At 44.2% G+C, this 21,422-nt stretch carries 15 protein-coding genes and 1 pseudogene; 10 read left to right on the top strand and 6 right to left on the bottom strand.

All coding sequences use genetic code 11. The annotated features are described in order from the left end of the window. The first annotated feature begins 33 nt into the window (after window positions 1–33). Complete coding sequence (locus tag BLP80_RS04105; protein ID WP_090540417.1) at window positions 34–2,352, top strand: CHASE2 domain-containing protein; 2,319 nt, start codon at window positions 34–36, stop codon at window positions 2,350–2,352. A 335-nt stretch (window positions 2,353–2,687) separates the two neighbouring features. On the opposite strand, the gene BLP80_RS04100 is transcribed toward BLP80_RS04105, so the two are convergent. After that, window positions 2,688–2,882: a hypothetical protein gene (locus BLP80_RS04100; RefSeq protein WP_090540415.1), complete on the bottom strand. Its 195-nt coding sequence runs from the start codon at window positions 2,880–2,882 to the stop codon at window positions 2,688–2,690. Here BLP80_RS04100 and BLP80_RS16570 point away from each other — a divergent pair. The 8 genes from BLP80_RS16570 to BLP80_RS04065 all read left to right on the top strand — a co-directional run bounded on the left by BLP80_RS16570 (window position 2,853) and on the right by BLP80_RS04065 (window position 15,025). After that, window positions 2,853–2,981, top strand: coding sequence for a hypothetical protein (locus BLP80_RS16570; RefSeq protein ID WP_371128806.1), 129 nt, complete (start codon window positions 2,853–2,855; stop codon window positions 2,979–2,981). The genes BLP80_RS04100 and BLP80_RS16570 overlap by 30 nt on opposite strands. Then, window positions 2,953–3,483, top strand: a complete 531-nt coding sequence (locus BLP80_RS04095; RefSeq protein ID WP_371128805.1) for a transposase — start codon at window positions 2,953–2,955, stop codon at window positions 3,481–3,483. Before BLP80_RS16570 ends, BLP80_RS04095 begins: the two co-directional genes overlap by 29 nt. 158 nt (window positions 3,484–3,641) lie before the next feature. Then, entirely contained in the window at window positions 3,642–6,980 is a 3,339-nt protein-coding gene (locus tag BLP80_RS04090) for a FecR domain-containing protein (RefSeq protein ID WP_371128804.1), read from the top strand. 374 nt (window positions 6,981–7,354) lie between these two features. Then, a complete protein-coding gene (locus BLP80_RS04085) occupies window positions 7,355–8,128 on the top strand; it encodes a Crp/Fnr family transcriptional regulator (RefSeq protein WP_256324943.1) in 774 nt (257 codons plus the stop codon). A 224-nt stretch (window positions 8,129–8,352) separates the two neighbouring features. Continuing rightward, window positions 8,353–9,570: a pyridoxal-phosphate-dependent aminotransferase family protein gene (locus BLP80_RS04080; protein ID WP_090540408.1), complete on the top strand. Its 1,218-nt coding sequence runs from the start codon at window positions 8,353–8,355 to the stop codon at window positions 9,568–9,570. A 191-nt stretch (window positions 9,571–9,761) separates the two neighbouring features. Beyond that, entirely contained in the window at window positions 9,762–10,769 is a 1,008-nt protein-coding gene (locus tag BLP80_RS04075) for an MraY family glycosyltransferase (RefSeq protein ID WP_090540406.1), read from the top strand. Continuing rightward, the gene (locus BLP80_RS04070) at window positions 10,756–12,681 is read left to right on the top strand and encodes a polysaccharide biosynthesis protein (RefSeq protein ID WP_090540404.1); all 1,926 of its coding nucleotides are present in this window, start codon (window positions 10,756–10,758) and stop codon (window positions 12,679–12,681) included. Before BLP80_RS04075 ends, BLP80_RS04070 begins: the two co-directional genes overlap by 14 nt. Before the next feature lie 490 nt (window positions 12,682–13,171). Further along, window positions 13,172–15,025, top strand: coding sequence for an ABC-F family ATP-binding cassette domain-containing protein (locus tag BLP80_RS04065; protein ID WP_090540402.1), 1,854 nt, complete (start codon window positions 13,172–13,174; stop codon window positions 15,023–15,025). Window positions 15,026–15,290: 265 nt separating this feature from the next. Here BLP80_RS04065 and BLP80_RS04060 read toward each other — a convergent pair. The 5 genes and pseudogenes from BLP80_RS04060 to BLP80_RS04040 form a co-directional block, all read right to left on the bottom strand. Next, window positions 15,291–15,584: pseudogene (locus tag BLP80_RS04060) on the bottom strand (transposase); the annotation flags it as partial. Window positions 15,585–15,787: 203 nt separating this feature from the next. Beyond that, window positions 15,788–17,185, bottom strand: coding sequence for a hypothetical protein (locus tag BLP80_RS04055; RefSeq protein WP_090540400.1), 1,398 nt, complete (start codon window positions 17,183–17,185; stop codon window positions 15,788–15,790). 244 nt (window positions 17,186–17,429) lie between these two features. Then, the gene (locus tag BLP80_RS04050) at window positions 17,430–18,095 is read right to left on the bottom strand and encodes a hypothetical protein (protein ID WP_143002223.1); all 666 of its coding nucleotides are present in this window, start codon (window positions 18,093–18,095) and stop codon (window positions 17,430–17,432) included. A gap of 50 nt (window positions 18,096–18,145) precedes the next feature. Beyond that, window positions 18,146–18,685: an NUDIX hydrolase gene (locus tag BLP80_RS04045; protein ID WP_090540396.1), complete on the bottom strand. Its 540-nt coding sequence runs from the start codon at window positions 18,683–18,685 to the stop codon at window positions 18,146–18,148. Between the two features lie 72 nt (window positions 18,686–18,757). Further along, the gene (locus BLP80_RS04040; protein ID WP_176754262.1) at window positions 18,758–19,579 is read right to left on the bottom strand and encodes a DUF2914 domain-containing protein; all 822 of its coding nucleotides are present in this window, start codon (window positions 19,577–19,579) and stop codon (window positions 18,758–18,760) included. Window positions 19,580–20,226: 647 nt separating this feature from the next. Between BLP80_RS04040 and BLP80_RS04035 the strand changes: the two genes are divergently transcribed. Beyond that, the gene (locus tag BLP80_RS04035) at window positions 20,227–21,333 is read left to right on the top strand and encodes a transglycosylase SLT domain-containing protein (protein ID WP_090540392.1); all 1,107 of its coding nucleotides are present in this window, start codon (window positions 20,227–20,229) and stop codon (window positions 21,331–21,333) included. The last annotated feature ends 89 nt before the right edge of the window (window positions 21,334–21,422 follow it).

Here is a 21,422-nt window from a genome sequence, read left to right as displayed (position 1 = left end):
GAATTTATGAAATATTCGGGTTAATGGGCAAATATGATCAATTGGCCCAAGCGATTTTTTATAGCCTTGTCGACTGGCTTGGTCGGAGTCGTAGTATATCTAATGCCAGTGGGGTTAGTTATAGAGGAGGAATATGGCCTAAGCTGGTTATTTCATTTGCGTGGCGCGATATCTGCATCTGCTGATGTTATTGTCATTGCAGTCGACCAATCATCTGCTTCTGAGTTAAATTTGCCGCTCAATCCAAAGGAGTGGCCACGTGATCGGCATGCTGATTTAATTGATAAGCTCGTCGTAGCAGGAGCTGAGGTTATTTCATTTGATCTGAGATTTGGAGCTTGTGGCAGGAGACCTGAAAGCGACGAAAAGCTGGCACATGCGATGAGCAAGGCTGGTAACGTTGTTTTGGTGGAAAGATTGATCGATTCCCGGGATACAGATTCTTTTCCATATCAGACCGAAAAAAAGTTGGATGATTGTCAAACAAAGCATGGAATTGGTTCTGAATTAGATGATACGAAAAAGAAAGAAGGGTTTTCTTTTCGGGATTATCCAAGGCTGGTTGGCATTTGGCGTTTGCCAATTTTGCCAATTATTGCCGATGCCGCCCGAGCCACTGCTCCATTCATTTTACCCAGAGGTTCTGTGACACAGTATTGGGCATTCAATACCAGTGGGGGCGATATTCCCTCATTGCCATCGGTTATGTTACAGATTTTCGCACTTCAAGCTTATGATGATTTCGTTCATCTACTACGCATCGTAGATCCATTGCTGGCGACCCAAATACCAGCCAGTCAGCATGACCTCGACATTGAGGATTTGATGTTTACGTTGCGGAATGTATTAGCTAACAATGCAAAACTGGCGGACGATATGCAGTATGAACTGGATCGGAGCCAACTTACTAGCCATGGTAATAAAAAGATCATACGTGCATTGCTTAATCTGTATTCCGGGAGCGAAACAAGGTACCTTAATTTTTATGGGCCACCACGTACCATAAGAACAATATCGTATCATCAAGTTCTGCACTCTGATGCGGCTGAATCTGAACAGCTAGATCTAAAAGGCAAGGCTGTCTTGGTCGGGGTATCTGCTGATAGTTTTAGTGAACAGGATGAGTTAAGGGATGATTATGTCACGGTATTCAACCAATCAGATGGTTTGCAGATTAGTGGCGTCGAGATTGCTGCAACAGCTTTTGCTAACTTACTGGATGACCGTCCTGTGCGGCCGATACCTTTAATAGGTACGCTCTCCATTCTTTTTCTGTCTGGTTTCATGCTGTGCTTGGTTTTTTTGGTTTTACCAGATCGAAGTGCTGTACTGGTAGGTGTTATATTGGTGCTTCTTTATGGTTCTGGTGCTTATTATCTTTTTAAAATGGCGCACGTATGGCTGCCGATAGTCATACCATTAGCACAAATGCTATTGGCCTGTGGTGCTGCTTTATTATTGAAATATGTTGAATCTGTTAAAGAGCGCTTGATTCTCCGGGAAGCATTCGGCAAGTATGTACCTGAGCAGGTAGTTAATGATTTTGTTAATAATGCCGGTAGAGAAACGACAAGCAGTCAGTTGCTTTATGGTATCTGCATGGATACAGATGCCGACAAGTATACAGAGCTTGGAGGAAGATTGAGTCCGACGGAACTCAGGCTTTTGATGAATGATTATTACGCAACCTTATTCAAGCCAGTAAAACAGTATGAAGGTATCGTTTCCGATGTAAAGGGAGATGCAATGCTGGCCATATGGGCTGCATCAACTGCACTATCCTTTCAGCGTAGACAGGCATGTTTTGCCGCTCTTGAGATTATTAAGGCTGTTGAGCATTTTAACCGGAATAACGGTGAATTTCGGTTACCAACCCGAATCGGTCTGCATGCTGGTGAGATGGCACTGGGAAATGTCGGTGCCATGCACCATTATGAATATCGTGCCGTCGGGGATATAGTTAACACTACCAATCGCATTCAGGGCGCAAACAAATATTTTAAAACGCGCCTGCTGTTATCAAAAGCAGTGCTAGACGGTTTAGATGACTTTCTAGTGCGCCCTCTGGGAAAAATTCTACTTTCCGGTAGATCAATTCCGATCGAGCTGGTAGAGCTCGTAGCCCCCAAGGAGGGGGCAAATAATGATCAAATTTGGTTATGTGAAGGTTTCACTAATGGCTTGCTAGCCTATGAGTCGCAAGACTGGTCTGGTGCCTGCGATCATTTTTTAGAAATTCTCCAGGTTTTTCCTGACGATGGGCCATCACACTTTTTTCTGAATCTTTGCCAGGGTTATCGCTTGATTCCACCTCAGTCATGGAGTGGCATTACTCGGCTGCCAGGGAAGTAATGATGATAGGACTTTTTCCAGATCAGAATATCTGATCAACTTTTTTCGGAAAATCTTTGAGAAATATAGCCAAACCAAATAATTTTGGCTCTTTGAAGGAATGGCGTACTTTCTGGATTTTTACCGTAAAGTTTTATCTATCCGTGAGGAAGAAGGGCTTACAATTGCCGAGGTCGCGGGTCGGTTTAGCCCGAATATTTCATAAATTCGCGTGATGATCACGCAGGATTTTGATTAATAGGGAAGTTTTGAGAAGGAGGGGTGTAGTGATTCATACACCCGACTGAGCAAAATCTTTCTTATTAATCAAAAGGCAAGTGAGGGCACGTGCCAATTTATGAAATATTCGGGTTAGTGTTGGCGTTGCGAGCGTTATGCGCTGGCTGAAGGATATTCACTGCAAGCCATCGGGTTCTCGCAAGCGTTAAGTCGATCTTGAGATTCTGACATAGGATATCCGTAATTAACCTGATGCCTACCAGTACGAGCGTGCGGCGCGTCTGGGCGTAGCGCAGAATGCGGTTTTTCATGCGCTCAGGAAGCTGCGTGTCTCCTATAAAAAAACTGAAACATTCCAAAGCGGACGAAGGCACATGGCGTATCTTTCGGGAGAAGATTGCGGCATATGAAGCAGCGGGACGAACGATAGTCTACATCGACGAGAGTGGTTTCGCCCGCGATGCGCCGCGCACGCGGGGTTATCACCCCCATTGGCCACGGAGATGTTATCGCACGCATGACTGGCACGCGAAAGGCCGTAGCAACGCAATTGGCGCCCTGATCGGAAAACTATTGGTAACTCTGTTGGCCTGTTTGAAGCCAACATCAACGCCGATGGGTTTCATGGGATGGACGATGCAGGATCTCTTGCCAAAATGGCCTCTTGCGTCGATCATCGCTATGGATAAGGCTACTTTCCCCAAACGCAACGATATTCAGAAATATTTCTCATACGCAGGGCACATCATCGAATATCTTCCACCTTATCCTCCAGTTCTCAATCCCATAGAACACCAATGGGCTCAAGCCAAACCATCCGTAAACAACAAAACTTCCCAATCGATATTCTCTTCAAATCATATGCTCTTTGAATCATTCTTATTTGGTTCTGCTATATCAGAAAATTCATAAAAGCGTTAAACAATAATGCTAATATGGTTATAGCATATAGTTTCTGTAATATTGGGTGTTAAGAGGTGGTTTATTAATCAATGTGTAATGTTGATGGTTTTCAAGAGAGAAAGAAAAGGCAAAAATTCCAGAGTCTATGGAGGTTTGTATGGCAAGTTTTGCTAATCACCTTATTCGTCTTTTATTGCAGCGCCTATAGTGCCAGTGCTGTCGCCTCAACAGCTTTATGCTCTGTTATAGCGGCACATATTATTTCAGTCGAAGGTATCGTAGAACTACGCAGGGCAGAGGAGCGACGCTGGCAGCGAGTAGAGCCTTATCAAAAGCTATGTCAGGGAGATATGCTGAGAGTTCGCTCTCGCAGTCGGGCTTCTATTAGGCTAAGCAATGACAGCATGCTGAGACTTGATCAGAAAACGACCCTCACCATTGTCGAGCCGGAAGCTGAAAAAGCTTCCTTGCTGGATTTACTCAAGGGTAAGTTACACATCATTACCCGTACCCCTATACCCTTCGAAATCAGGACCCCCTTCGTCAATGGGGGGGTAGAAGGCACTGAGTTTTTTATTGGGGTTGAACAAGACAAAGCTAGCATCGTGGTATACGAAGGCAAAGTGATCGCCAGCAATAAACAAGGCAGCCTTGTGTTGAGTGATCGTGAATCTGCAACGATCCTTAAAGATCAGGCTCCTCATAAGGAGGGTGTCATTCGACCAATTGATGCAGTTCAGTGGGCACTGTATTACCCCAGTATCATCGATTACCGTTTGGATGAAAAAATGGTTGCTGAATCGGTGCAACCAATCTGGCGCACCTCGTTAGAACACTCTCGCCAAGGCAGGCTATTTGAGGCGTTGTCAATACTGGATCAGATCGTCCCGCATGAATTCACCTCCCACCTGCTGACGTATCGCGCAGGATTGCTACTCTCTGTAGGGCGGGTAGATGAAGCCAGAACTGACATCGAACAAGCACTTCAGCTTCAACCATACGACAGCGATGCTTACGCCCTGCAAGCCATGATTGCAGTGGTGCAAAATGTCAAAGAAAATGCACTGAGCCTAGCCAACCAGGCAGTTGAACTCGATCGTACCTCACCCACTGCTAGATTGGCACTTTCCTATGCACAACAGGCGCACTTTAAGATTGAAGAAGCGCTTGGCAGTGTGGAAGAAGCAATTCGCTTAGACGAAAAAAATGCTCTGGCCTGGGCACGGCTCTCGGAACTGCACATGTCCACTGGCTATATCGATCGCGCATTGGAAGCGGCTCAACAAGCAGTAAGCCTGAATCCTCATCTGGGCAAAACGCAAACCGTGCTCGGATTTGCTTATTTACTGCGAATCGACACGAAAAAAGCTAAAGCAACCTTTACCCAAGCGATCGAACTCGATCAGGCTGATCCCATGCCCAGACTCGGGTTGGGGCTAGCCTTGATCCGCGAAGGTAAGCTGGAAGCAGGTCGCATCGAAATCGAAATTGCGACAAGTCTTGATCCCGCTAACTCACTGATACGCAGTTACCTTGGTAAGGCTTATTTTGAAGAAAAGCGCTACTCCTTAGCCAGTACCCAATTTGATCTAGCCAAGGAACGTGATCCCAATGATCCCACGCCCTGGTTTTATGATGCGATTCAGAAACAGACTCAGAACCAGCCAATGGATGCCCTGCGTGACATCCAGAAATCGATTGAACTGAATAATAATCGAGCGGTGTATCGATCAAAGTTGCTGCTTGACCAGGATCAAGCCGGACGCAGTTCGAGTCTTGCCCGCATTTATGATAACCTGGGGTTTGAAAAGCGCGCATTGATGGAAACTGCCAAATCGCTGAGCCTCGATCCAGCAAATCATTCTGCGCACCGCTTCCTCTCTGATGTATATGTCAACATTCCGCGCCATGAGATTGCCCGTGTCAGTGAACTGCTGCAAGCACAACTGTTGCAACCGATCAATGTCAACCCAGTACAGCCCCACTTGGCCATCGCTGATCTTAACATCATCACCGGCACCGGTCCGGCAATATCAGGGTTCAACGAATTCGCCCCTCTCATGGAACGCAACAAACCGCAACTGGTTGCTTCTGGTATTTTTGGCAGCAATAGCACGCTTGGGGATGAGATTGTAGCTTCAGCCGTTTATGATCGTGCCTCAATTAGCCTGGGACAATTTCATTATGATACTAAAGGGTTTAAAAGAAACGATCCTGGAATACCTAACAATAATGACCAAACCCACAATATTTATAATGTATTCATGCAGTATGCGCTAACTCCCAAATTCAACGTGCAGGCTGAATTCCGTACTCGGAAGACAGAACAAGGGGATTTGACGCTGGATTTCAATCCTAAGAACTATGACCCAAGTTATCGACGAGAGCTGAGTGAAGATACGGCGAGAATAGGAGCGCGATATGCGCTATCACCCAATCAGGACCTGATTTTCTCCGGCAAATATATTGATCGTTCTGAAATCCAAAAATTTGGCGATTCTGATTCTGGCCTCGAAAATAAAGGTTTTCAGATTGAAGCTCAGCATATGTTCAGAACAAAAAATTTCAATTCAATAATTGGTGGAAGTGGTTATTGGTTTGATTGGAATTTCAAAGGAGCTCCCTCGAAAGAGCTGCTGGAGCGTGAAAGTGCCTACATTTACACAAATACCAATTTTCTCCAAAATATAAATGCAACATTAGCACTAAGCTACGACGCATTCTCAGATCTGCCTTTAACCGAAAAAAAAGATGAAAAGATTAATCCAAAATTTGGTTTGCAGTGGAATATTACAAATTCTGTCAGATTAAGAGCGGCATGGCTTCAAGCAACCAAATCCCATCTGATAGCTCAACAATCATTGGAGCCAACACAAGTGGCTGGTTTCAATCAATTCTTTGATGACCTTAATGGTACGAAATCCAGGCGAATGGGAGTTGGACTTGATACTCATTTTACTAATCAATTATATAGCGGGATCGAAATATCTGAGCGTAAGCTAGAAGTACCAAATAACCAAAAACAAAATGAACAGCTATATCGGGCATATTTCTATTGGCTATTCAATTCAAATTGGGCAATTAAGGGTGAAATGCAATTTGAAAAATTTACTCGGAATCATCAAGACCTTATAGAAGATGATGATCCAGGTAGAATTCAAACATTAAGTTTGCCAATAACCATTAATTATTTTCATCCACAGGGTTTCTTTTTCAACGCTGCTATAAACACAGTTAAGCAGAATTTGCGACGTAAGCGAGATTTTAATGATAATCAAGAAAGGAATCCAGAAAAGACAAATTCTGGGGTAGATACGTTCTTCCTGCTCGATTCTATCATGGGCTATCGATTTCCCAATCGTAGAGGAATGCTCGCTTTTGAAGGAAGGAACTTATTAAACGATAAATTCTTTTATAGAAATACTGGCTTTTATATATCTGAAGCAATACCTACTCGATACGTACCTGAACGAACTTTTTTTGCGAGATTAACTTTAAATTTTTAAAAAGGATTGGAATTGAGCTTTAGCTATAAACTCATTAATAATTTATCTTGTGGTACTGTTGTAGAGTATCAAAATAACATCCAGTCATGGTCAAGCCCTTGTCTTAGCAATTACTGGTTTAAATATACAGGAAGCAACACTCCATACCAGAATAAATATTTTTATATTAAAAGAGAGAGTGATGGACGCTATTATCTTTATGAAACCCTATCATATATTTGTGGGGGGAGTATTTGTTATAAGCCAACAGGGGCAGCTTTGCTTAGTTCCAACTAAATTTCTTGGTTGATCTCCAAGCAAAGTTTGGAATTGTTACTTGTGATGTTATTAATGTTGTTTATGAAGTAAATTTACTCTTTTAATCTGGGTAATAATTGAAACTTTATTTAGCAGGATCATTAGTATTTCTGAAATCTTTAATCTCACCTATTACGATGCATTCAGCCGATCAATCTTTCGTTGCTTTGTTCAGAAATATCAAGGAATTCCATGACTTCTCATCGCTTGATCTGGAAAAAACCGCTCAATCTTGTCATCAACAGCACCATGTTGCCGGTGAAGAGATTGTTCGCTATCACGACCATACGAATAGTGTCTTTTTTATCCTGAAAGGGGCGATCCGGATTAATTATTATGCGGTCTCAGGGGATGAAGTGATTCTGTGTGATTTGCCGGCAGGCGAGATGTTTGGTGAACTGACGGCTATTGATGGTTTGCCACGCTCTGCAACCGCTATCGCAAAAACGGATACCTTGCTAGCATTCATACCTGCCCAGGCTTTCTTGCAGCTGATTCACATCAATCCTGCTTTCTGCACGGCTATTCTGAAGCGATTGACAAGCCAGGTGCGTCGCCTTACTGAGCGTGTTTATGATTTCAGCTCACTGGATGTGTGCGACCGTATCTACTCTGAGTTATTGCGTATGGCGAGAGAAAAGATGGTATCGCCTAATGCTGCACTTATTTCACCTGCGCCGACCCATTCTGAACTGGCTTGCCTTGTTAGTACGAGTCGGGAAGAGGTGAGCCGTACAATTAAGGAATTAAAGCGAAAAAATCTGATTATGTGCAATGGTCGCCACTGGCATGTACTGGACGTGGCTAAGCTGACCAGAATGGTCAATGAAGTGCGTGGCTCCTTGGGTTAAGATCTTAATTATTCATCTCTATCTATTCCTTATGCAGTCACTTAGCCAGGAAACATCTACTTATTTAATCAAAAGCTAACAGAAATTTATAAGCGATAAAACTCGGTTGATTCTAAAGTTATTTTCTGGGACCGAGTATAGTCAAATGTCTGATCACTTGATAGAATCCCCAGCTTAATAATTTTAAGAATATCGTTTCACACTTTTATATTTTAGGAATATCAATGGCCATTCAAGACTTTCGTCCAGAGAAGAAAATTTCGATCTTTTATCCACCCCAACGTGTTTTGATGGGCCCTGGGCCGTCCGATACCCATTCCCGCGTGCTGTCCGCGATGGCGCGTCCCACCTTGGGTCATCTGGATCCGGTATTCACGGACATGATGGAGGAGTTAAAAAGTCTGATGCGTTATGCATTTCAGACAGCTAATCTGTTAACGTTTCCTGTGTCTGGCCCCGGTTCAGTGGGCATGGAAATGTGCTTTGTCAATATGATTGAACCAGGTGATAAGGTGATTGTTTGCCGCAATGGCGTGTTCGGCGGGCGGATGATCGAGAATGTGGAGCGTCACGGCGGTGTAGCTGTGGTGGTAGATGACAAGTGGGGAGAGCCGGTTGATCCCCAGAAAGTGGAAGATGCCTTAAAAAAGAATCCAGATACGAAAATCGTCGCATTTGTTCATGCCGAGACTTCAACTGGCGTGCAGTCGGATGCCAAAACCCTCAGTGAGCTCGCTAAGCGCTATAACTGCTTGACGATTATGGATACAGTGACTTCACTGGGAGGAACACCTATTTATATCGACGGATGGGGAATCGACGCAGTTTATTCCGGCAGCCAGAAATGCCTGTCTTGTCCACCGGGTCTTTCGCCGGTGAGTTTTTCCGAGCGTGTAGTCAATCTGGTCAAAAACCGTAAACACAAGGTACAAAGCTGGTTTATGGATATCAACCTGCTATTGGGTTACTGGGGATCTTCTCGTACCTATCACCATACAGCGCCTACCAATGCACTGTATGGGTTGCATGAAGCCTTATTGATGCTGTACGAAGAAGGGTTGGAGCATTCCTGGGCACGGCACCTGCGTAACCACAAGGCACTGAAAGCGGGCTTTCAGACGATGGGTATCGAGTATGTGGTCGCTGAACCCTATCGTTTGCCACAACTGAATGCCGTGCATGTGCCAGTAGGCGTGGATGAAAAGGAAGTGCGTCGCAGATTGCTGGCTGATTTCAGTCTGGAAATTGGAGCTGGACTAGGCGATTTTTCCGGAAAAATCTGGCGCTTCGGCTTGATGGGTAATTCAAGCCGAGTTGAGAATGTCATTTTTTGCCTTAATGCCCTGGAAATAGTTTTGTCGGATATGGGGATGAAGGTAGAACGAGGTGCTGCTGAAGTAGCGGCTCATCAAACCTATGCTGCTAATCCGATGATATTATGAGTATCGATTGAAACGACAATCATAAACTATGCAGCCACTTTCTTTCCTGCTGGATAGGAGTGGTTGCAACGGATAGCAAAGCGACAGAGGAGTATTGCTGTCATTCCTTTTTAAATTCTATGAGAGTTTATTGAATTATCATTCTGCGTATTGCTCGTCTATCATCTATTTTTCCGGGATAATCCTGCTCCATGAACTCGGGATTTCCTTATCAACTTTTAACAGCGCCTTTATTATCTTTCTTGTTAGCGTATTTGCTCATCTCCTGGTTGGTGAAAGGTAATGCGCTTAGGGTGCTTGATTTTCCAAATAAACGCTCGTTACATAGCATCCCTGTTCCTCGAACCGGTGGTGCCGGTCTGGTTCTGTCGATATTGATGGTATGGCTGTTATTTTCTGTATCATTGCCGCCCTCATTATGGACAGGGTTTGGGCTGCTTGCGTTTATTTCTTTTATTGATGATGCGATGAGTTTATCTGTGCCGGTGCGCTTGCTTGTTCATATTATCGTAGCCATGCTTTTTTCTGTCACGCTTTTACTGGATGCTCACCATTGGGGCGTGGTGGTAGGAATTGGACTGGCAATGGTCTGGATGTCCAATTTATACAATTTCATGGATGGCTCTGATGGACTTGCGGGAGGAATGGCGCTCATTGGTTTTGGTTATTATGGGATGGCCGCATTGCTTGCTGGCAATACCGAGTTTGCCATGATTAATTTTTGTATTATGGCTTCCGCCGGGGCTTTTTTACGATTCAATTTTTATCCAGCGCAAATATTCATGGGAGATGTAGGGGCAGTGCCTTTGGGGTTTCTGGCGGCAGCGCTTGGCATGCTGGGCTGGGCTAAGGGGTTATGGTCTTTGTGGCTCCCTTTACTGGTATTTTCACCTTTTATAGTCGATGCAACCGTGACGCTGGTAAAGCGGCTTTTCCAGGGTGAAAAGATCTGGCAGGCACATCGTAAGCATTATTACCAACGAATTGTGCAGAGTGGGTTTGGGCACCGCAATACGGCATTATTAGGATATATGTTGATGCTGCTTGCTGGAGGGAGTGCAGTATGGGCTGGCAGGCATAATTTTATCGTACAGGGCTGGTTGACTGGGGTGTGGGTATGTATTTATTTGATTATAATGCTGGCTTTTGATTGGTATCAGCGCCATTACTCCACTAATAAACAGAATGATTGCAAATAAATTTCATCTACGTTCATTCATCGCTTTCATTCATGATTTTATTGCAATAATCGTAGCATGGTGGCTTGCTTATTTATTCCGCTTCAATTTTGAGATTCCGGTTGATTTTCAAGCATCACTCAAGGAAAATTTGATCTGGATTGTCCCTACTCAAGCAATTATCTTCTATTCGTTTGGCTTGTATCGCGGATTATGGCGTTATGCCAGCTTACCCGATTTAAAACGAATTCTGCTGACGGTAGCACTTGGCGCAGTGATCGTACCCTTTGTGATATTCATGCTGCAACTGTCTGCCTTGGTGCCGCGTGCCGTAATATTCCTTGCACCATTGCTATTGCTTCTGATCATGGGAGGGAGCCGCATTCTATATCGGTCGTGGAAAGAACGGCGTTTTTACAGCTTAAAGAATTCTGAACGTAATTCGGTGATTGTGCTGGGTACAGGAAGTACTGCTATCAATCTAGTAAAAGATTTGGATATCAGTCCTGATTGGCGGGTAGTCGGTCTGCTGGGTGATAATCCCAAGAAATTAGGCATGCGTCTGCATGGTGTCCGGGTATTGGGAATGATCAGTGAATTACCTGTATGGGTAGAAAAATTAGGCGTAGGTCATGTCATTATTGCCATGCCGGCGGCTTCCCAGAGTGAGCGGCGCCGGGCGCTTGAAATGTGTGCAGACATTGGTGTCAAAGCACTAACGATCCCATCCTATGCTGATCTTGTAAGTGGCAAAATGACAGTTTCGCAAATCCACGATATTGGTCTGGATGATTTGCTTGGTCGTGCACCTGTGATACTCGACACCGAAGGATTACACGATCTGCTAGCCGGAGAGACGATACTTATCACAGGTGCGGGTGGTTCGATAGGCTCTGAACTGTGTCGGCAAATCATGGCATTTAATCCCAGACAGCTTGTGTTGTTTGAATTAAACGAATTTGCGTTGTATACCATTCAGGAAGAATTTCTCAGCAGATTCCCGGATATTTCTTTGGCTTTTGTAATCGGAGATGTCAAGGATCGCGCAAGGCTAATGCAAGTATTTGATAAATATCAACCTACGGTAGTATTCCACGCTGCGGCCTATAAACATGTACCTTTGATGGAAAATGAAAATAGCTGGCAGGCGATACTGAATAACGTCATGGGAACATATGTGTTGGCGAGAGTGGCTATTGAACACGCTGTAGAAAAATTTGTACTGATTTCTACCGACAAGGCCGTCAACCCTACTAATGTAATGGGTGCCAGCAAGCGATTGGCTGAAATGGTTTGTCAGGCGCTACAACAATCAGTATTGCGTGCTGAGAACAAGCATATTGCATCATCCAAGACTTGTTTTGTCATTGTGCGTTTTGGCAATGTGTTAGGAAGTGCAGGGAGCGTGATTCCTAAATTTAGGGAGCAAATCGCAAAAGGTGGACCCATCACTGTGACGCACCCTAAGATTTCCCGGTACTTTATGTCTATCCAGGAGGCAGCCCAATTGGTTTTACAAGCGGGCTCAATGGGCGGAGTGAAGGGGGGGGGGGAAATTTTTGTCATGGATATGGGTGATCCTGTCAAAATCATAGATCTGGCCAAAGATATGATTCGGTTGTCTGGCTTGAATGAAGAGGATATTAAGATTGTCTATACCGGCTTGCGCCCGGGTGAAAAACTGCATGAAGAACTGGTCACAGAAAATGAAAGCGCTTTACCAACTCAGCATGAGAAACTTCGCATTACGCTGTCTTATCAGGTTGATGAGCAATGGCTCGCAGCGCTCATGGTCTGGTTTGCTGAACAACCTGCGCTAAATGATGAAGAGGTCAGGCTGGCCTTGGCGAAATGGGTACCTGAGTATTCGGATAAAAGAACAGATAATCAAAGCGCGCCAGAAGAGCGGATGGAAGCCTCAATCATGCCCTGATAGGGGACAAGGTATTCACTAGGAAAACCTTGAATACGCACCTATGCAAGTGAATTGCTGCGTTAGAGGGTACTCCAATACTTGTCTATCTTATATCTCTATGTGGTTTTACTAAAAACGAAGTTTCGCTAGAATTTGCAGGCTCGTTTTATCGAAAACTTACTGGATTTGTTTTCTCGTTCCCTATCTCGTCTGTCTTGAACTTCGTTCAACTTTGGTTTTTACTATTTAAATTACTTGTCCACAATTTCTGTGGATAAGTTTGTGGGTAATTTGTAAATACTAACGCTAAGATAGTTATTTGTAATCATATTTTCTGGTTCGATTAAATTTTGAACATAAAAAAATACTTTCTTAATCAATTATTTATCATTTTGTTGTGTGTTGGTGCGGGTTTGGCCGATGTATGACAGCTTCTAAGAAGAAAATGTGGATTATTTCATGATGTCAAGAGATTTCTTAACTCATCAAATATTTTTGATCATTACTCATGCTTAATATTCAGAATCTTGCCTATTTACAAAATGGGGTGCCGCTTCTACAGGATGCGTATTTACAGGTATTTGCTAATCAACGTGTAGGTCTTGTTGGCAGGAATGGCTGCGGAAAATCTACGCTGTTTCGATTAATACGCGGAGAAATTCATTCTGATAGCGGCGAAATTACTCTCCAGGTCGGTAAAACGATTGCTTTTGTTGAACAGGAGATCATCAATTCTCATCAATCTGCAATGGAATTTGTTCTGGATGGCGATATCGAGTTACGTCAACTAGAGCATATCCTGGCGTGTGAAGCGCATGATTCTGACTGGTTTGATGCGCAGCATCGCTATGAAGCGATCGATGGTTACGGGGCACGTGCGCGCGCAGCACAATTACTGGATAGATTAGGTTTTTCAAATGATGCTTTGGAACGTTCTGTCAATCAATTCTCAGGTGGATGGCGAATGCGCCTGAATTTAGCGCGCGCATTAATGCATCGAGCTGATTTGCTGCTCTTAGATGAACCAACCAATCATCTTGATCTGGAAGCCATTCTCTGGCTTGAACAATATCTGGTTCGTTATCCGGGGAGTTTAATAGTGGTTTCGCACGACCGTGAATTTCTTAATACCTGTGTGAATCGCATTGCGCACATTCATAACCAGATCATTGATTGCTATAGTGGCAATTACGATGATTTTGAACGTGCGCGCGCTGAGCGTATCGCGCAACAGGCGCAGGCTTTCCAGCAACAGCAGAAGCATATTGCCCATATGGAAGATTTTGTGCGACGCTTTCGAGCTAAGGCTACCAAGGCAAAACAGGCACAAAGCCGGGTTAAGGCCCTTGAGCGGTTGACACGTATCGTGCCACTTTATGTGGAGGATGGTCATTACCAGTTACAGATTGATGCACCCGAGCGCAGCCCTGATGTATTGTTGAAAGTGGAAGATATGGGTTTTGGTTATGGTGGAAAAATGCTATTCCAACACATCAATTTGTTCTTGCGGGTAGGTATGCGTATTGCACTTATGGGACCGAATGGTGCTGGCAAATCAACACTGATCAAATTGTTGGTTGCTGAACTTAAACCTGCTGTAGGGCGAGTAGAAATCGCACCAGATATCCGCATCGGCTATTTTGCTCAGCATCAGCTTGAAAAGCTGGATGGATCGATGACACCGTTACAGCATCTTCAGCAACTGGCGCCCAAGGAAACAGCGTTGACATTACGTACCTTTCTGGGCCGATTTGGATTAGCTGCCGATAGTGAGGATCGGCCGGTGATGACTTTTTCCGGCGGCGAGAAAAGTCGCTTGGCACTGGCTTTGCTAGCTTGGCAGCGACCGCACCTGCTGTTGCTGGATGAGCCTACCAATCACCTTGATTTGGATATGCGTGATGCACTCATTCTAGCATTGGAAGAGTATACCGGCAGTGTAGTACTAGTATCACATGACCGTAGTTTGATTCGTGCAGTGGCCGATGAATTATGGCTGGTTGCGGATGGTCAGGTGCGACTATTTGATGGTGATCTGGAAGATTATAAGGACTGGCTTGAGAATCAGCGCGCTCGCGAAGCTATTAAATTCAAGCCAGAAAAAGTTATTCAGTCAAAAACTTCTAAGCCAAATAGAAAAATGCTTCTCTCTAGGCAAACCAAACTTGAAGCAACATTGTCCAGTACCCAGGCAGAGTTAGTTGCAATCCATCACCAGTTGGCTGATCCGGCTACTTATACGAACCGCACACCGGAGGAAGTCAACCAACTTAACCATATTCGTGCCGGGCTCGAAAAAAAAATTGCTGAGCTGGAAGAGAACTGGTTGGAGCTGGAAGGGGCGATGGAAGAATGTGATTAAATCTGATCTGGAAGCCGTAGGCTGGAAGATACCGAAAAGTGCAGTTTGTTTGCGACCGTCTGACCAACCAGTTAAGATTGAAAATAGATGCTTGGCACGGTACGTTCGTAAGTTTCAAGGTTTAGCTGACAACGGCTCTGTTTGGTTGATTACCTTATAATAACCATTCTCCACAAGCTGGATAGTTCGCAGAAGTGGATAGAGCGTTGATGGATTGATACTGGATCTGGACTCAACGGTAATGACACGCTATGGACAGCAAGAAGGCGCCCTTACGATCCGTTACCTCAGCAGTTGTGACGGCAATTGCATGGGGAGGTCCTTGTGTATCGACCGCGATATGGCGCTTGATCCCTGACACTTTGTTTCCTGCATCGTAGCCCTGCACATGAGCGCTATCCGTGTTTTTTACACTTTGTGCGTCGATGATCAAAAAGCTCGTCGAGGATTTACGCCCCTGTTTTGTACGGGCCACGCCAACTACATTTTTTAAAGACCGTTGTCGCTTGGGTATCTCTTCCTCATCCACAGAGTCTACGATATTCACATAATCGTGAACAGGCTCTAGCCCGAATATTTCATAAATTGTCACGTGCCCTCACTTGCCTTTTGATTAATAAGAAAGATTTTGCTCAGTCGGGTGTATGAGTCACTACACCCCTCCTTCTCAAAACTTCCCTATTAATCAAAATCCTGCGTGATCATCACGCGAATTTATGAAATATTCGGGCTAGAGCTATTATCAGCCAAACAGGATGTGTGCTATGGTGTTAGGGTAATGGTAACGGTATTGTTAAAAGTGCCATTAACAATACCGTCCAGATTGTCATCAACAGCAAAAGTTACGGTGTAAGTGCCGGCAGGGAGCGCACTTGCAGAAGTATTTAAAATAGGAAAGTGGTTGATGGCAATTAATTCTCCACCATGTGCACGAATAGGCTGGTCTGACTGGATAAATCCAAGTCGATCATTTAACCAGAATGTCCCCATCGGGGTAATCGCTCGTACCCAGTAATCTACCTGATTGCCTACATAGACGCCTGGATTGAGTGACACAGTAAGTGTCACAGTATCGTTTTGTGTCAAGGTTAGGGAATCAGTGATTTGATTGGCAAAAATAGTAGGAGCGGGTAGTGATCGCTGAGGAGGGAAGGGAGAGGATGTATTATTAAAGAACCATGAGATATTGCTGTTAAAGTAAATTCGCCCACGAGTAATTACAAAATGTGACGGATTGATTGGCTCAGCGCTAATTTCACACACTGAGAAGGATGCCCTATTGTCATCGAAGCTAAAGACAATATCTGCATTATCAGTGGACCCGACAAATTCCAGCTTTAACGAATAATCGTCAGCTGTGCCTGCCAATCTGTCCAATCCGCTCATGGCCAGTCGCGCAGTAGCTACATCATCTGCAGCTAATGTTCGTTGTGTTTCACCAGCAAAAACCCCCTGCTGCATGACAGCTTCAGTATTGGGAATATCGAATAATGCGCCGACGTTACGGGCAGCATTTGCAGCAAAAGTGTTTCCAGGTGGAAGATCAGATTGATCTCGGCTATAGGTTGTAACGTCCACCTTTGTCGCGATACTAAACGGGTTGTTGTTACTTTTACGAAACCAGTGAAGATTAATGTCGTCGCCACGTAGATCGTCTCCAGAACCAATCACACCGTCAGCACCGCTATCAAGGTTGAATTGATTATCAGCTCCCCGGGTCGAGTGAGTAAAATTTCTGTCCGAGCCATTCAACCCTGATTCCGAAGCGAGATTGGGATGTCCTAGACCAATGCAGTGTCCCAATTCATGCAGTGCGACCGATTCAAAATCAAACTGGAAGAGTGAATCATTGCTACCTTCATTGACGATATTATCAACCGTAGGGATCAGGTTATTCCAGGTGTTGATGATATTTTGGATAGGAATTACCATTTCCTGAGCATGGGAGGATAAGGGTGATATGCCAACCGTTACAGTCAGAATTGTGCCCGTGCCTCTATAGCCCGGGGGGTGAGTAATGACATCGACGCCATATTCTTCACCAGCGAACTCAAATATTCCCGAGAAAGAGGGTGAAGCTACACTTATTACCAGTGGCAGTAATGCTAGTTGCAACCGGGTGGGCCTGAGAAATTCAAGCAGATAGCGTGTTCGTTTCATCTTGATTAATTAACCCGAATATTTCATAAATTCGCGTGATGATCACGCAGGATTTTGATTAATAGGGAAGTTTTGAGAAGGAGGGGTGTAGTGATTCATACACCCGACTGAGCAAAATCTTTCTTATTAATCAAAAGACAAGTGAGGGCACGTGCCAATTTATGAAATATTCGGGTTAAATGTAAATGGCTGGCTTCGCCTCTACTGTCAAGATTTGTATGATGACATATTAGCTGTCAGTCAGTCATTCATTTAATTTCTTAAGATCAGTTCGTTGCATAATCACTTGGAGTTGCTGCTGAGCCGAGATCAGGTACTGAATTTCCTCGATACTGGAAAAATGCTCAGCAGTCCATTTGAGTCCACGCCAGGAAATATTTTTTTTTGCATTTGAATCTCCCGGTTCAAATATCTCAGAAGATTTATATCGATTGGGGTAAATTTCGATAAGCGTAGCGGGTGCATCCGAAATACTTTCAACAGGGGCAAGCAGCGCTCTCTGCTGCTGTTTTACTTCTTGTATCTTGTTGCGAACAAGCGTGGAATCAAATTCCAGAATTTTTCTATCTGTCAGCATATGCCATAAATTATCCAGGGCATTTGGTTCCAGATAAGCCTCATAGCTACCGGCCTGTTTCATATAGGGCGGGCGATAGACCTGTACGTAGCCATCACTGAAAATTGTCAGAGAAGCACTTTCCAGAGCTTCTCTCGTGCCCCCTAACGTTTCTCTATAATATACGATCACTGTGTCTTGCTGATGGGTATCAGAGGCAACCGAAAGCGGAGGTAATTCGGCTGAAGTGCTTATTCCCTGAGATGCAATACCTTGAATGGTATAGAAAATCAAGAACACCCCTATTAAGAAGACTATCCATCTGCAGTATTTGTCTTTTGACAAAACACTCATTATTGGTTACCTCCTCTTCTACCTTGTAAGAAACCTATAGTATTAAAAAATTAGAGCGAGGGTTGATCAATGGCGCTCAGATAGAAGCTGATTTTCCCTTGGCGGCGTTCTTCCAGATAGCGTTTCAGAGGATCATGGATGACACGGAAAGCCATTTCATCCCACGGGATTTCATGCTCATCGAAAAGCTTGACTTCCAAACTCTCTATGCCGGGAGAGAAATCCATATCCAGCAAGCGAGCCCGAAACAGAAGATAGACCTGGCTGATATGGGGCAAGCTATATGCAGCATATAGATCGCCAATTTCTACCCGTGCATTGGCTTCTTCCAGTGTTTCACGGGCAGCTGCCTGAGCTAATGTTTCGTTGTTTTCCATAAAACCCGCAGGGACAGTCCACTTTCCTTGCCGAGGAGCAATTGCACGGCGGCACAATAAAATTTTGTCTTTCCATTCAGGGATGCATCCAATGATCATTTTGGGGTTCTGGTAATGAATGGTATGACAGGTAGAGCAAACAAAACGGGGTAAGGTATCACCTTCTGGTATATGTAACACAACTGCGGCACTACAACTACTGCAGAATCTCATACTTTGACCTTGGTTGATGAGTGATATTCAAAGCATCAGGCTTTTCGATATCGGTGTCGATCATATATTATTTTACTCGGAGCGATGGCTTACCGTAAAAAATCGTTTGACAAGTAATTTTCCAGATTGATCATGGACTTCAACTCGCCATTGGCCTAGTTGGCGTTTACTCAGCATTTTGCTGGAATTCGTACGCCAATTATCATTGCTGATGATGAACGGGATTTTTGCGATTTCTTTATCCTGGTAAAACCAGCTTATATTGGCTTCTTTTCCTTCTAATCCACGCAGGTGTAGAAAAAAATAGATCGGTTGACTCGCTTCCCGATCAAGCCAGACATGATCGATATTGTCAGTGGGCTCTCGCTGTTGAATGGCGCTGGTCAACTGCGCTTTGACAACATGAGATCGATCTGTGAACGCTTGTTTTTCCTTGGTTGTCTGGTTGAGTGTTTTATACTTGGCTGCTGCAGGCTTGTTAGGGGGAATAATGTTATGCCCCAGATTTGTCGTTGCTTCAATGATGGGTTTGGGGGTAGGTTTGACTAAAGGGGTTGTTCCTGCTGTAGTAGCAAGAACCTCAGCAGTTGCATTGTCATTATTTACTGATATATCCCCTGATTCAATCTTCTTGCCAGGGATTAAGCCGTCATTATGAACGGCATGAGTATCTTCTGATAAAGCTTCTATAATTGAAGTGCTATTTTCCTCAGCTAGCCATCCGTACAAGGTTCCGCCCAGTATCACCGCAAGTAACAATGCTGCTGCAGAGATTTTTCGCCAATCGAATGGAGGTTTTACCTGATCGACTGTTTCTTCCGGGCTTTCGGGTTCTTCTGGTAATTGTGAAATCTGATTAAGTTTGATGCGAATATTGAGTTGCTGGTCATTCATAATGAGCATTGATTGAAACTTGATGAGCTTTAGCTATTGTAGAGTCCAAAAGATTAAACAGCGAGAAGATTTTAATCATATCGCTGTATAAATGTGTCAGAGGATAAGAGCTCTTATTGAGGTCTACCTGATTATCCCGGTCTGGCAAGAGATATTTGGTGTTTTAGTGATGCAAGGAATCGGCTGCAGTCTTATATCCGGCCTGATTGCAGACTGTATTTCTATCTGCGGGCCCTGATGGAATTCGCCGAGAACAATTTCATCTCCGTTATTGACACCACGACGCACACTCCTGGCAGAAGTCGTCAATCGCACAAAAAATCGCTATAGTATCCATCGGAGTCTGACTCTTCTAGTGATGAAGCTCTTTCCCAAAATCGTTTCATCATAAGGAATTCCGATTCCTTTTACAGCTTTTCTTACGTTGAACTCACGTTAATTCAAGTTGATGGTAAATTTTCCGATTAAAATCGATTTATTTCCAATTTTCCAGAGTGATGATTTTATTTATCCTCTCTACTGAGGGAAGAGCTGAATGTTCTACCCGTGAAAATGATTATCCAGTCAATACTTTGAATATAGCGATAGCTGTTTGTTAATCCATTAAGACTCCATTGATTTATTAAACTATTTAGATCCTTATTCCAATGGATAAAACGATTAATATCAGCAATTCTAAGCCAGACAATGTAAAGCCGAAACCCAGGCGCAGGCATAGCCCGACAGCGCGTATCAGCAAAGGCGAATCCCCGAAACGACCCAAAAAATATCAACCCGGTGAATTCAAGCGGAAATTATTGCTGATAGGGATAGAAATTCTCAGCCTGAGCATTACAGCGGTTTTGGTCATCATGGTGCTGCTAGGCTATTCTGCGAACCGGTTCTCGGGCACCAGTTTCTTCGGTAGTTTGCTACCGTTCGCGATCGGCGTTTTGGCATTGATACTGGTTACTTTCATTTTTTTCATCGGCTGGTGGAAACTGAGAAAATGGCTGCAGCTTCATTCTGAATTATTGACTCCGATACTATCTCTATTATTTACCTTGCTGATTACCTGGCTCGTTATCCACGGTGAGTTCTCCCTGGCTTACGGAAATTTCCGTACGCTGGTTGGAGGTAAGGAAGAAGCAGGGCGTATGACAATCGCGCATCAAGTTTATGCAGCTTATCGCAGACATGGTCCAGCACAGCTGCAAAAAATGGTTAATCGGGCTCAGGAATACCAGCAAGCCATCAAAGACGCAGCCGTTGCTTTTGATGTCGATGTCAATTTGTTACAGGGTATTGCGGCCACAGAATCGTCTTTTATGCCGAGAGACAGCAGTGACGGCGGACGCGGTTTATTCCAAATTACCCAAGTCCCGAAAACGGTCGTGGCTCAGGCGCTTAAGCGGCTGGGTACCGAAAAAGTCTCTCTGGAAAATTCCCGACACAATGCCTTTATCGCCGCGGCTACATTTAAACATTACCTGGCCGAAATGAAAGATGACCTCTTTTTGGCTTTATTAGCCTACAATATCGGTCCCGCTAACGGAGGCCTGCGCTTTATCATGCAGCAATACGGCGCTTCCAATTTCACAACCATTCAGCCTTATTTACAAACACTGCCGCGCGATTATCCGATACGGGTATTATCCTACTCCCTGGCGTTTCGTCTCTGGCAAAAAGAAGGTAAATTGCTCGCTTATGAAGAAGGAAACAATGCTATCCAGATACAGCGTATTGGCATACCGGGACTGCATACCGGTTCGTAATTTCTCAGCGTACGATCAATTCTTGTAGATCTTCCGGGGAGCCATAAGCAATGATTTCGACATCACTGTCAGCTAAATTCCTGATGTGA

Source organism: Nitrosomonas sp. Nm132 (assembly GCF_900100485.1).
GTDB lineage: Bacteria > Pseudomonadota > Gammaproteobacteria > Burkholderiales > Nitrosomonadaceae > Nitrosomonas.
Note: the sequence above shows the minus strand (reverse complement) of the source record. Positions and strands in the feature narration are given on the sequence as shown.